The sequence below is a fragment of the Mesorhizobium sp. M0166 genome, assembly GCF_040322255.1.
Lineage (GTDB): Bacteria > Pseudomonadota > Alphaproteobacteria > Rhizobiales > Rhizobiaceae > Mesorhizobium.
Genome location: NZ_JAMYTD010000020.1, coordinates 1 through 12,012, shown reverse-complemented (window position 1 = coordinate 12,012; position 12,012 = coordinate 1). Strand labels below are relative to the sequence as shown.

The 12,012-nt window shown below is 63.7% G+C and carries 15 protein-coding genes; 8 read left to right on the top strand and 7 right to left on the bottom strand.

The genetic code is table 11. From position 1 onward, the window contains the following. Positions 1-357: 357 nt before the first annotated feature. Positions 358-954: a glutathione S-transferase family protein gene (locus tag NKJ46_RS21060; RefSeq protein WP_352667173.1), complete on the top strand. Its 597-nt coding sequence runs from the start codon at positions 358-360 to the stop codon at positions 952-954. A 77-nt stretch (positions 955-1,031) separates the two neighbouring features. Here the strand turns inward: NKJ46_RS21060 and NKJ46_RS21055 are convergent, their stop codons facing one another. After that, the gene (locus NKJ46_RS21055) at positions 1,032-1,682 is read right to left on the bottom strand and encodes an outer membrane protein (RefSeq protein ID WP_352667170.1); all 651 of its coding nucleotides are present in this window, start codon (positions 1,680-1,682) and stop codon (positions 1,032-1,034) included. A 419-nt stretch (positions 1,683-2,101) separates the two neighbouring features. On the opposite strand from NKJ46_RS21055, the gene NKJ46_RS21050 reads away from it, so the two are divergent. The 5 genes from NKJ46_RS21050 to NKJ46_RS21030 all read left to right on the top strand — a co-directional run bounded on the left by NKJ46_RS21050 (position 2,102) and on the right by NKJ46_RS21030 (position 6,383). After that, positions 2,102-2,878 (top strand): SDR family oxidoreductase, encoded by a 777-nt coding sequence (locus NKJ46_RS21050; RefSeq protein WP_352667168.1) that lies wholly within the window; start codon positions 2,102-2,104, stop codon positions 2,876-2,878. After that, entirely contained in the window at positions 2,875-4,953 is a 2,079-nt protein-coding gene (uvrC, locus tag NKJ46_RS21045) for an excinuclease ABC subunit UvrC (protein WP_352667165.1), read from the top strand. The genes NKJ46_RS21050 and uvrC overlap by 4 nt, the downstream gene beginning before the upstream one ends. 100 nt (positions 4,954-5,053) lie before the next feature. After that, positions 5,054-5,650 (top strand): CDP-diacylglycerol--glycerol-3-phosphate 3-phosphatidyltransferase, encoded by a 597-nt coding sequence (pgsA, locus tag NKJ46_RS21040; protein WP_023719790.1) that lies wholly within the window; start codon positions 5,054-5,056, stop codon positions 5,648-5,650. A 1-nt stretch (position 5,651) separates the two neighbouring features. Then, a complete protein-coding gene (gene moaD / locus NKJ46_RS21035; RefSeq protein WP_023677674.1) occupies positions 5,652-5,909 on the top strand; it encodes a molybdopterin converting factor subunit 1 in 258 nt (85 codons plus the stop codon). 3 nt (positions 5,910-5,912) lie between these two features. Then, on the top strand, positions 5,913-6,383 hold the full coding sequence (locus NKJ46_RS21030; protein ID WP_352667162.1) for a molybdenum cofactor biosynthesis protein MoaE: 471 nt from the start codon (positions 5,913-5,915) through the stop codon (positions 6,381-6,383). Between the two features lie 19 nt (positions 6,384-6,402). Here NKJ46_RS21030 and NKJ46_RS21025 read toward each other — a convergent pair whose 3' ends face one another. From NKJ46_RS21025 to NKJ46_RS21010, 4 genes are read right to left on the bottom strand one after another with little or no spacing between them, the layout of a single operon-like run. After that, entirely contained in the window at positions 6,403-6,897 is a 495-nt protein-coding gene (locus tag NKJ46_RS21025; protein WP_352667160.1) for a DoxX family protein, read from the bottom strand. Continuing rightward, a complete protein-coding gene (locus NKJ46_RS21020; protein WP_352667158.1) occupies positions 6,894-7,703 on the bottom strand; it encodes an HvfC/BufC family peptide modification chaperone in 810 nt (269 codons plus the stop codon). Before NKJ46_RS21020 ends, NKJ46_RS21025 begins: the two co-directional genes overlap by 4 nt. Continuing rightward, positions 7,690-8,610, bottom strand: a complete 921-nt coding sequence (bufB, locus tag NKJ46_RS21015) for an MNIO family bufferin maturase (RefSeq protein WP_352667157.1) — start codon at positions 8,608-8,610, stop codon at positions 7,690-7,692. Before bufB ends, NKJ46_RS21020 begins: the two co-directional genes overlap by 14 nt. 27 nt (positions 8,611-8,637) lie before the next feature. Beyond that, positions 8,638-8,961 carry a BufA1 family periplasmic bufferin-type metallophore gene (locus tag NKJ46_RS21010; protein ID WP_352479258.1) on the bottom strand — a complete coding sequence of 108 codons (324 nt, stop codon included), beginning with the start codon at positions 8,959-8,961 and terminating at the stop codon, positions 8,638-8,640. 233 nt (positions 8,962-9,194) lie between these two features. On the opposite strand from NKJ46_RS21010, the gene NKJ46_RS21005 reads away from it, so the two are divergent. Beyond that, positions 9,195-9,881 (top strand): YbaY family lipoprotein, encoded by a 687-nt coding sequence (locus tag NKJ46_RS21005; protein ID WP_352667154.1) that lies wholly within the window; start codon positions 9,195-9,197, stop codon positions 9,879-9,881. A gap of 194 nt (positions 9,882-10,075) precedes the next feature. Then, positions 10,076-10,345, top strand: coding sequence for a hypothetical protein (locus tag NKJ46_RS21000; protein WP_352667151.1), 270 nt, complete (start codon positions 10,076-10,078; stop codon positions 10,343-10,345). Positions 10,346-10,417: 72 nt separating this feature from the next. Here the strand turns inward: NKJ46_RS21000 and NKJ46_RS20995 are convergent, their stop codons facing one another. Beyond that, the gene (locus tag NKJ46_RS20995; RefSeq protein ID WP_352667148.1) at positions 10,418-11,026 is read right to left on the bottom strand and encodes a class I SAM-dependent methyltransferase; all 609 of its coding nucleotides are present in this window, start codon (positions 11,024-11,026) and stop codon (positions 10,418-10,420) included. A gap of 258 nt (positions 11,027-11,284) precedes the next feature. Beyond that, on the bottom strand, positions 11,285-11,707 hold the full coding sequence (gene ndk / locus NKJ46_RS20990; protein ID WP_023677669.1) for a nucleoside-diphosphate kinase: 423 nt from the start codon (positions 11,705-11,707) through the stop codon (positions 11,285-11,287). Positions 11,708-12,012: the final 305 nt, after the last annotated feature.

Sequence of the window (12,012 nt, the reverse complement as noted above, 5' to 3'; positions counted from 1 at the left end):
CCCAGGACTTCGCCATGCGGCGAAGTCCGGTGGGATGTTCATGGCTGCCGAAGACCAACCTTCGGTGCAAGGCCGAGTTGGTAGTTGCTCGGATCTGGATTGTCCGACCTGCTCGCGTCTGCCGCCGCAGCTCCGGCTCATCGCATCCGAACGGGAGATTATGGCTGCACGCTGGCGGCGCGGTTTTCCGCCTCTGGCCATTGATGAACCCTGCATGATCGGTCAACAGTGCCCACGCACGAGCCCCTGTCGGAATCGATTTTCGGTAAGGGTCATGCGCGAAGTCACAATGCTACCGCGTCCTTTTGCGCGTCCAACAGGACGTATGGAGCTGTAGCCGGCAAACAGGAATCGACAATGCCCAGACTGCTCTACGCGGCTACTTCCCCCTACAGTTCCAAGGTGCGCATGGCAGCACTTCATGCCGGCATTGCGGTCGATCTCGTGCCGATAAAGACCGAGGAAAGGCCGGCCGAACTGATCGGCGCCAATCCGCTCGGCAAAATCCCGGTGCTGGTGCTCGATGACGGCCGCTCGGTCCACGACAGCCGCGCCATCACCCAGCATCTCAACCGGATGTCGAAGAACGCATTGTTTCCGCGCAATCCCGACAAGCGCCTTGAGGCGGAGGTGCTGGAGGCATTGGCCGACGGCATCTGCGACTGCGCGCTGTCGATGGTCTATGAGCGGCGCACGCGGCCGGAAGAGATGGTCTACCAGCCTTGGCTCGAGCGCCAGTGGACGAAGATTTCGGCCGCGCTCGATCTGCTCAACGCCAACCCGCCGAAGCTGCCGAAGAAAATCACCCTAGGCCAGATCGCGCTGCGCGCCTGCCTCGGTTATCTCTCGCTGCGCTTCGCTGGAAAATGGGAAAAGGGCCGCGGCCGGCTGACGCGCTGGGCGGCACGCTTCGACGAGAAATTCCCGGAGCTGAAGCCCGCCATCCCGGCTTGAGGGTGGGCGGCCTAAAGCCGTGCCACAAAAAAAGCCGGGCGCGAGGCCCGGCTTTTTCGTGTCGTGGCTTGGACGACTTAGAACTTCATACCGACGCCGAAAGTGACGCGATTGTCGGTCGACTTGACCTTGCCGATACCGTCGAAGTCCTTCCTGCCGAAGTCGGTGTAACGATACTCGACACGGCCGAACACATTGTCGGTGATCTTGATGTCGGTACCCACGCCGGCAGTCCAGCCAAGCTGGGTGTTGGTGTCGCTGACGCCGGCCGCTTCAATCTTCTGGTTCTTCAGCGCGCCACCGGCGGTGCCGTAGAGCAGGATATCCGGGGTGACGGCATAGCCGAGGCGGGCACGCAGCGAGCCCTCGAAGCCACCCTTGGCCTCGATGCCGGCATCGTCGCCCTTGACGCCGTTGTAGCCGATGTCGGCTTCGGCACCGTAGACGAAGTTCTCCTGCTGCCAGTTATAGCCGCCGAAGACGCCGCCGACAAAACCCTTGGTGTCGACGTCGACGCCAATGTCTTTGGCTTTGGCATGGCCGGCGAAGCCGTAGCCGACGCTCACACCGGCATAGGGACCGGCCCAGGATGCGACCGGAAGTTCTGCAATCGGGGCAGGTGCCGGCGGCTCTTCCTGAACCACGTCCGCGGCATAGGCGGTTCCGCCGAGGGCGAACAGCCCAAACGCCACCGCGAGCGGTCGCGCAAATTTAAGATTGGCTTGCATTGTTCTTTACTCCTTAAGCCACAGGACACAGGCTTGTTGTTTATGAGCGCCCTCAACCCGTCCGGGGGAGGAAACGGATCCGGCGTTCAACGGTTGCAAATGTCGTGTCGAAATGCGGCTGAAGCGAACCTGAACTTGGGTCATTCCCTGGCACGAATGAGGCAGAACCTTGACGTTGCATCTTCGCAACAGCGAATGTCAGCAGGTTCGCCGTGCTGCACTGCACACGGCTTGGTGTAAGGGCTCCAGCGCCCTATATTGCGGTCGGGCTGGCCCGAATTCCGGTCGAGCCAGAACGCCCACCGGCCACTTTGCCACAATCTTGCCCCAGGTGGAAATGGGATTTAACGCTTGGCGGGCCATAATTTGCCGGCGCGATCCCGGCAGGTCGGAATCGGCATCGGATTAAGGATTGACAGATGAGCAAGGTCGCCGCGACGGCACTGGTGACGGGCGGGGCGAAGCGGATCGGCAGGGCGATCGTCGAGGACCTTGCCGCGCATGGTTTTGCCGTCGCCATCCACTGCAATCGCTCGCTGGCCGAGGCGGAGGCACTGGCGGCCGAAATCAACAGTGGTCATTTTGGTCGACATGGCCGGGCCGCGGTGGTTGCTGCCGACCTGACCGACATGGGCGCCGTCGGCGACCTTGTCGGTCGCGCTGCGGCGGCGCTCGGGCCGGTGTCGCTGCTGGTCAACAACGCCTCGCTGTTCGAGCACGACAGCGTTGAGGATTTCGACTGGCCGGCCTGGGATCGCCATTTCGCCATGCATGTCAAGGCGCCGGCGCTGTTGGCGCAGACTTTCACCCGGGCGCTGCCGCAGAACAGTGAGGGGCTGATCGTCAACATGATCGACCAGCGCGTTTGGCGGCCGACGCCGCGTTATTTCTCCTATGCGCTGTCGAAGTCGACCTTGTGGGCAGCGACCGAGATGATGGCGCAGGCGCTGGGGCCCCGCATCCGTGTCAACGCCATTGGTCCTGGCCCGACCTTGAAGAACACGCGCCAGCACGACAGCGACTTCGATGCCCAGATTGCCGGGCTGATTCTGAAACGCGGCCCGGAATTGCCGGAATTCGGTGCCACTATCCGTTATCTCTGGGCGGCACGCTCGGTCACCGGCCAGATGATCGCGCTTGACGGCGGCCAGCATCTTGCATGGCAGACGCCCGATGTGACAGGCATGACGGAATGAGCCCCATGGACCAGAAACACAAAACGCGCGGCGGCGCCGACGACCTGCCGCCCGAAATCGACCTCGAGGACGAGGCGGCCGAGGAAGTCGTCGAGCCTGCGGCCAGCGGTCCGGACGTCACCTTCACCGCCATCGACTGGGCGCCGCATGCTGGCGACGCCGACGGCATGGTCGGCGCCGAGGTGATCCAGACGCTGGTCAAGCGGCTGCCCAACGCGCCCGGCGTCTACCGTATGATGAATGCCACCGGCGACGTGCTCTATGTCGGCAAGGCACGCAGCCTGAAGAAGCGGGTCACCAGCTACGCGCAAGGCCGGTTCCACACCAGCCGCATCGGCCGCATGGTGCGCGAGACGTCGACGATGGAGTTCGTCGTCACCCGCACCGAGATCGAAGCGCTGCTGCTTGAAGCCAACCTCATCAAGCGCTTGCGGCCACGCTTCAACGTGCTGATGCGCGACGACAAGTCGTTCCCCTATATCCTGCTGACCGGCGACCATGTCTCGCCCGGTATCTACAAGCATCGCGGCGCTCGCTCGCGCAAGGGCGACTATTTCGGCCCCTTCGCCTCGGCCGGCGCCGTCGGCCGCACCATCAATTCACTGCAGCGCGCCTTCCTGCTCAGGAGCTGCACCGACTCCTTCTACGAGAACCGCACCCGGCCTTGCCTTTTGTTCCAGATCAAGCGCTGCGCCGGCCCGTGCACCGGCGAAATCTCGCATGGCGATTACGCAAGGCTTGTCGCCGAGGCGAAGGATTTCCTCTCCGGCCGCAGCCAGAAGGTGAAGACGGAGATCTCCGCTGCCATGCAGCAGGCTTCGGAAAACCTCGACTTCGAACGCGCCGCCATCTATCGCGACCGGCTGGCGGCGCTGTCGCATGTGCAGAGCCATCAAGGCATCAATCCGCAGACCGTCGACGAGGCCGATGTCTTCGCCATCCATCAGGAGGGCGGCCAGGTCTGCATCCAGGTGTTCTTCTTCCGCACCGGCCAGAACTGGGGCAACCGCGCCTATTTTCCCAAGGCCGATCCGGCGCTCGAAGCCGGCGAGGTGCTGGGGTCGTTCCTGGCACAGTTCTACGACGACAAGCCGACGCCGCGCACCATCCTGTTGTCGCACGGCGTCGACGACCAGGAATTGCTGGCGGAGGCGCTCTCCACCCGCGCCGGCCGCAAGGTGTCGATCTCCGTGCCGCAGCGCGGGGAGAAGAAGGACCTGACCGACAACGCGCTGCAGAACGCGCGCGAAGCGCTCGGCCGGCGGCTCGCCGAGACCTCGACCCAGGCGCGGCTGCTCAATGGCTTTGCCGAGACCTTCGGCCTGGAAAAACCGCCGGTGCGCATCGAGGTCTATGACAACTCGCACATCATGGGCACCAACGCCGTCGGCGCCATGGTCGTCGCCGGGCCGGAAGGTTTTGTGAAGAACCAGTATCGAAAGTTCAACATCCGCTCGACCGAGATCACGCCGGGCGACGATTTCGGCATGATGCGCGAGGTGATGCAGCGGCGCTTTTCGCGGCTGTTGAAGGAACATGGCGATGCCCCGCAGACCGGGGGCTCGGGCGAGGCGGGCCCTAACGAACCGGGCGACGATATCGAGGACGCGGGCGGCTTTCCCGCCTGGCCCGACGTCATCCTCATCGACGGCGGCCAGGGCCAGATGACGGCGGTGCACAAGATCCTCGCCGATCTCGGCATAGAGGACCGCGTAGTGGCCATCGGCATCGCCAAGGGGCAGGATCGCGATGCCGGCCGCGAACGCTTCTTCGTCAAGGGCAGGGTCCCATTCTCGCTGCCCGTGCGCGATCCGGTGCTCTATTTCGTCCAGCGGCTGCGCGACGAGGTCCATCGTTTTGCCATCGGTTCGCACCGCGCCCGCCGCAAGAAGGAGATGGTCAAGAGCCCGCTCGACGAGATCAGCGGCATCGGCCCCGGCCGCAAGCGCGCGCTGCTGATGCATTTCGGTACGGCCAAGGCGGTCAGCCGCGCCGCCGTCGAGGACCTGGTCAAGGTCGACGGCATTTCCGAGCAGGTGGCGAAATTAGTCTATAATCATTTTCACGAGAGCTAAGACCTATTGCCGATATTTCGGCTGGCTAATCGATTCTGGCCTGTTGACCCCCCACATTCGCTTCTGATTTGACTAAGCAGGCAGAAAGAGTTCCCAAAACATGTCCCAGCGCGCGTTCAACCTGCCCAACATGCTCACTTACGCCCGCATCCTGGCGGTGCCGCTGGTCGTGCTGTGCTTTTTCCTGGAGGGGCATCTGAAATCGAGCGACTTCGCCCGCTGGTCGGCGCTCATCATTTTCCTGCTCGCCTCGATCACCGATTACTTCGACGGCTATCTGGCCCGCGCCTGGCAGCAGACCTCCAACATCGGCAAGATGCTCGACCCGATCGCCGACAAGCTGCTGGTCGCCACTTGCCTGCTGCTGCTTGCCGCCGATACCGATCGTCATGCCGGCATCGCCGGCTGGTCGCTATGGGCGGCGATCATCATCCTGTGCCGCGAGATCCTGGTTTCGGGCCTGCGCGAATATCTGGCGGCCCTGAAGGTCTCGGTGCCGGTGACGCAGCTCGCCAAATGGAAGACCACCATCCAGATGATCGCCATCGCCTTCCTGCTGGCGGGACCGGCCGGCGACAAGATCTTCCCGCTGACCACCCAGACCGGGCTGGTGCTGCTGTGGATCGCCGCCCTGGTGACGCTCTACACCGGCTACGACTATTTCCGCGCCGGCCTCAAGCACATCATGGATGAATAAAATGTCGACGAAGCTCATCTATTTCGCCTGGGTGCGCGAGCGGATCGGCAGACCGGAGGAAGAGGTCGAACTGCCGGCCGGCATCGAAACGGTCGCCGACCTGTTGCGCTGGCTGAAGTCGCGCGGCGAGGAATACGAGAACGCGCTGCAATATCCTGACGTGATCCGCGTCGCCATCAACCAGGAACATGTCGAGCACCGCGAGAAGATCGCCGGCGCGCGCGAGATCGCGCTGTTCCCGCCGATGACCGGTGGCTGAACCATGTCCGCGGTGGTGCCTGTCGTGCGCATCCAGGCGGAGGATTTCGACGTCGCCGCCGAGATCGCCAGGCTGACCAGGGGTCGCAACGACATCGGCGCTGTGGTGACCTTCTCCGGCCTTTGCCGCGACGAGCAAGGCAGGCTCTCCGCGCTCGAGCTCGAACATTATCCCGGCATGGCGGAAGCCGAGATTTCCCGCATCGCCGGCGAGGCAATCGAGCGCTGGCCCCTGCAGGGGCTCACCGCGATCCATCGCCACGGCAAGATCGCGCCGGGCGAAAACATCGTCCTGGTGGTGGCCGCTTCCGCCCACCGGCAGGCGGCGTTCGAGGCCGCGAATTTCCTGATGGACTATTTGAAATCACGGGCGCCTTTCTGGAAAAAGGAACACCATAGCGACGGTTCCGAGGGCGGCTGGGTCGATGCCAAGGAGGCCGACGACAAGGCGGCGAGCCGCTGGAAACGAGACTGACCAGGCTTTCCGCGAGCCCTCAACCTTTGTCAGCGCCGATCAGATGATCGAGCGAAATCCGGCCGGGTCCCCAGGCCATGATGCCCAGCGCCATCGCCGCCCAGGTAATGTGCAGCGGCCAGCCGTCCGGCACGGTGAGCTCGATGACCAGCGTCATCAGCAGCAACCCGAATGCCGCCAGTCGCGTCGCCAGGCCGAAAACAAGGAGAACTGGCAACACGATCTCCGCTGACCCTGAGGCGAACGCCACCAGCCCAGGTGCCGGAAAATCGTATGGGCCGCCCGGCAGATGCAATTTGAGTTCCGAGCTGAAAAGCAGCACGGCGACATCGTTCAACTGTAGAAAACCGTCCCATTTGTTGACGCCGGATCGCCAGAACGGGACGGCGAGGGCGCAGCGCAGAACAAGCTGCGTCAGCGATGGCGTCGCGATCGTGCGCAGGGCGGCATTCAGCCTTTCGACGAGGGCGGCGACCCCTCGCGATTCGGTGCTCGCGTTCTGTCCATCGCTCATCGTGCTCGCCTTTCCTGATGTGCTGTCGTGAAGACTCCCGCTTCCAGCACGCCGGCAATGTTGGCGGAAAGCTCGAATTCGGCACTCTCCGCAAATGCCGCCGCGGCCGCCGCGCCGAGCGACTCGCCCGCGATCAGATGCGAGATAAACACAGCGCCGCCGGGCGGCAGGTGGCGAACGAAGACCTCGAGGCCGGGCCGCGTGACCAGCGCATCTTCAGCGCCCGTTGCCCGGATCGGCCCAACAGGAGCCTCGTTCCGGTTTGTCGCGAAGACCGTGACTGCCGGGAACCGAGAGCGCGCGACCCGCGTCGCCGGATGCGGCCGCAGCCTGGTATCGGCAAGCCTCTCGCGAGGGATCGACGCCAGTGCCTCAGCCGACAGCGCCTCCGCGTCGGCGGCATGATAGGCGTCAAGCCAGGCCCGCTCGATGCGCGCCACGTCGGCCAGCCACGGCATCGACTGCGCGTATTCGTAGCGCTCGATGAAATCGGGAAAGTCGCGGCCATATTCGAATAGAAGCGGCGAGGTGGGTGGCGTTTCGCGGATGTGAAATCGCGCCATCGCGCAAAAAAAATCCGGGCCGGTGATGCGCAGCGTCGCTGGAAAGCTGGCGGCCAGCGCATCGATCAGGCTGACCGTGACGTTGTTGCGGTAGACGGCATATCGCTTGACCGCAGCCTTCCCGTTCGGCCCCGAGACAGAGTCAGGCGGGGCACGGTCAGGATCGAGCAAACCGGCGGTGAATGCCGCGGCATAGTCAAGCCGGCGGCCGAGATCGCCCGACTGGAGCTCATCCTGCGGCATGGGCTTTTCCGAAATCGGCATGACGGTCGAGGATGGCTTGGGCGGCCGCTGCCTCCGCCTTGAGCACCGGCCACTCGGGAATGTCGCTGTCCCATTCGATCAGCGTCGGCAGTGGCCCGCATCGGCCGATGACGGTATCGAAGAGCTTCCAGACCGCGTCGGCAACCGGGCCGTCATGGCTGTCGATGAGCAGCAGGTCGCCCTCGTCGTCCTTCTGCTCGGCGTGCCCGGCCAGATGGATTTCGCCGACATGTTCGAGCGGGAAGTCCGCGAGATAAGAACGTGCCGAATAGCCGTGATTGGTGGCCGAGACTAAGACGTTGTTGACGTCGAGCAGCAGGCCGCAGCCGCTACGCCGAACCAGCTCGCGGATGAAATCCGTCTCGCTCATCGTCGATTCCGGAAAAAGCACATAGGTCGAAGGATTCTCGAGCAGGATCGGACGGCCGATCGTGCCCTGCACCTCGTCGATGTGATCCGCCACCCGCGAAACCGTTGCCGGCGTGTAGGGCAGGGGAAGCAGGTCGTTGTAATAGGTGGTGTCGTGGGTCGACCAGGCGAGATGCTCTGAAACGAGCACCGGCTCGTAGCGATCGACCAGCGCCTTGAAACGACCGAGATGCGCCTTGTCGAGCGGCTGCGGGCCGCCGATCGACATGCAGACGCCATGCAGCGAGACGGGATAGTTGCGGCGGATGCGGGCGAGCGCGTCGTGCGGCGGGCCGCCGGCGCCCATGTAGTTTTCCGCATGAACCTCGAAGAAGCCGCTTTGGGGGCCGTCGCCGAGGATTGCGGACAGATGCTCATGCTTGAAACTGATGCCGGCAAGGCCGGCGACCGGGTGCGCCGGAAAGCGCAAGGTCTTCGACATGCGGGATGCTGGACGGCTCGGTCCGTTCATCGTCATCGCCGCTTTCCGGGCAGGGTGCATCGCTTACGATGGGACGTCGCGGGTCAGCTCGGTGGGTGAGCCCTTGCGGCCGCCGGGTAGGTCCATCGTCGTGCAGGTGCCGCCGTCGACGAACTTCCAGGCGTTGCCTTGATAGTCGACGGTCGAGGTGCCTTGGCAGGTGGTCCCCGGGCCTGCCTTGCAGTCGTTCTGCCCCTTCAAGGCGACGCCAAAGCACTTCTCCTTGCCGGCGTCCATCGCTGCCTTGACCTGTGCCTCGGTCAGCGGCGCGGCCGTCGCAAAAGAAGCAAGAGCCGTGGCAACGGCGCTGGCCAGTAAGGCCGCGCTCACGGTTGATCTCGTTGACATGATTTCACCTCCGGTTGGGTTTTAAGCGCACTCTCCTCAGCGCGCACTGGTCAGTTCGGTCCGGACACCGACCGTGTTACGTCTGTTTGGAACACGAATTCGTGATCGCCTGAGGCTTGGCCGAGCGTGGCCCGAACAGAGTTTGCGGAGCGGCCAAGGGGGCGACGATAAGGCGGCGGGCCGCTGAAAGCAGCGCCGGCCAAATAAATCCCTGCGACAGCCATCCCATACCCGTGGCTGCCGAAAAGACCCTCAAGGGCGAGGTGATGTATCGCGAGCGCATCGCGCTGCCGCCCAATGCCGTGCTTTCCGTGCAGCTTGCCGACGTGTCGCTGGCCGACACGCCGGGCGCAATCATCGGCGAGCGCAAGGTCGTGCCAGCCGGCCAAGTGCCGATCAAGTTCGAGATCAGCTTCGATCCGCGGGTGGTCCGGCCTGATATGACCTACGCGCTGCAGGCGCGCATCACTGTCGATGACCGGCTGCTGTTCGTCACCGACACGCGCCATCAGGTCGACCCACTCAGCGACGCACCACAGACCATCATGCTGAAAATGGCGGCGCCGGTCGACGAGCCGGCGGCAGCTTCCGTGTTCGGCCAAAGCTGGCTGGTCGAATATATCGACGGCATCGGCGTGATTGCCGAGCCGCGGGCGACCTTCCGCATCAGCGAAGCCGGCAAGGCCGGCGGCAGCGGCCCTTGCAACGTCTATTTCGCCACCGCCAGGATAAACGGATCGACGATCGCTATCAGCGACATCGGCTCGACCTTCAAGGCCTGCGCGCCACAGGTCATGGCCGAGGAAAAGGCGCTGTTCGAGGCGCTGGCCAAGGCGGCATCCTACCACGTCGACGCCGGTAAACTTGTCATCGCCGACAGAGACGGCCGCGACATCCTGCGCTTCAACGCCGCGAGCTAGCACTTCGTCCGCGCCGACTGGCCCGCGCGGCAGCCGCATGCCGATCACGTTGTGTTTCACCGGGAATAGGCCGGGCAGGGGGTCCGTTAGTCATTCATAAGATGGCGGGTAAGGCAAAAGGGACGTTTGTCCCTTCGTTGAAGCCGCCAGAATGGCTGCGGCTCGTTCTGGCCTTAACTCAAAGGAGTCCAGAGATGAAAACGCACACGCTTATCCTTGCCGCCACCGGTGCATCGCTCCTTGCCTTTACCGGCCTTGCCAAGGCGGACGACCATCTCGTCAATGCTCTTGACCACGGTCTCAAAGCGGACAGCCAACCGTTCCAGACCAACAAGGCCGGCCATAGCGGCGATCTCGCACCGGGGCAGGGCAGCCCGTTTTCAGGTGAAGAGACCAAGACCCCGTCCACCGACACGCCAGCGGCGAATGAACATGCGAACGTGAAGGAACGCCAGGCGAAATAGACTGCAGAACCCGCCGCTAGGGGGCGGCGGGCGACATACATTCTACCGGCGAGGCCGCATCACGAGGCATTCTCAATTCGTCGCGAGTTTGAATACCGCGCCATAGTGATAGGGCGGCACATCAACCAGCTCGGCGAGCTTGAATCCGCTCGCTTCCACCGCCGCGGTGGTCTGTTCGGGTGACAGCCTGAGCTCGGTCTTTGGCCCGCGCGGCTCGCCCAGGACTGTGGTTTGCTCGCGCGGATACTGGTGCCAGTTCACGATGGCAAAACGACCGGCAGGGCCAAGCGTCGTCCGCACGGCGCGGGCAAGGCGCGGCCGATCCGGAACGCCATGGAAGGCGTTGGCCATGAAAACGAAGTCGACGGTTTGAGGCACCAGCCCTGCAAGTTCATAGGCGTCGCCCGCCACAAACTCGCAATTGCTCGCGCCGCCTTCGGCCAGTCGCCGCCTGGCGACTTCGAGCAGATCGGCATCAATGTCAATGGCGATTACATGACGGGCGACCCTGGCGATTGGCAGCGTGAACCAGCCGTCGCCGCAGCAGAGATCGACCACGTCCGTGCCGGGCTTCATACCTACTGCCGCCAGCACGCTGGCAGGCTCGGGCCACAGCGCTTCCCACCAGCCGCTGGTTGGCATTTCGGTGCCCTGGAAGAAGCCGGGAATGGTGCTGGTCATGGCCTTGTCGGCTCCATTGTCGGGACCGCGTTTGATCCGCCCCTCCGAGCTTAACGCACCCGTGACCCGTCGAGGAGCCTGAAGCTGACAATGTTCGCTAATGCATGTCGCGCAAAAGTGTGCAGCGGTTTTGTGATAACGACATGCATCAAAACAAGAAAACTAAAGCGCATCGCATGAGGTCGGTCGAACGCGACGCGCTTTAGCGAAAAAGGCCGGCGTTGTGCCGGCCTTTTTGATGGGGTTCGGGATGCCGGCTCAGCCGACGATCTCGGTGTCCGAGAACCAGTATTTGATCTCCTGCGCGGCGGTTTCCGGCGCATCGGAACCATGCACGGAATTCTCGCCGATCGACAGCGCGTGCAGCTTGCGGATGGTGCCTTCGGCGGCGCTTGCCGGATTGGTGGCGCCCATCACTTCACGGTTCTTGGCGATGGCGTTCTCGCCTTCCAGTACCTGCACGACCGTCGGGCCCGACGACATGGACTCGACCAGCTCGCCAAAGAACGGACGCTCCTTGTGAACAGCATAAAAACCTTCCGCCTCGCGGCGGCTCATCCACACCCGGCGCGACGCGACGACGCGCAGGCCGGCATCTTCCAGTATCTTGGTGATAGCGCCGGTGAGATTGCGACGGGTCGCGTCGGGCTTGATCATGGAAAAGGTGCGTTCGAGCGCCATGGGGTCGTCCTTGTGATGGAGAGTGGAATTGAAGGTGGCGGGCTCTATACAAGCCGCCCGCCGCCTTGCCAAGGGGAGGCCGGCAGGGGATGGGAGGTCAATGGGAGCAGCACCGTCGGCGAAGCTGCCAGAGGAGGGGTTTGTCCCATGAACTCTCAAGAACTGGGTTCCTCGCCATACGAAAGTGGGGAGAGGTGGCCGCGAAGCGGCCCGGGAGGGGGCTTCGTAGAGCGCAGTGCCCTCTCCGGTCTAGGGGTGGCCGGGCCCCCACAACCCCCATTGGTGGGGGGAGGGACCCCACCTGG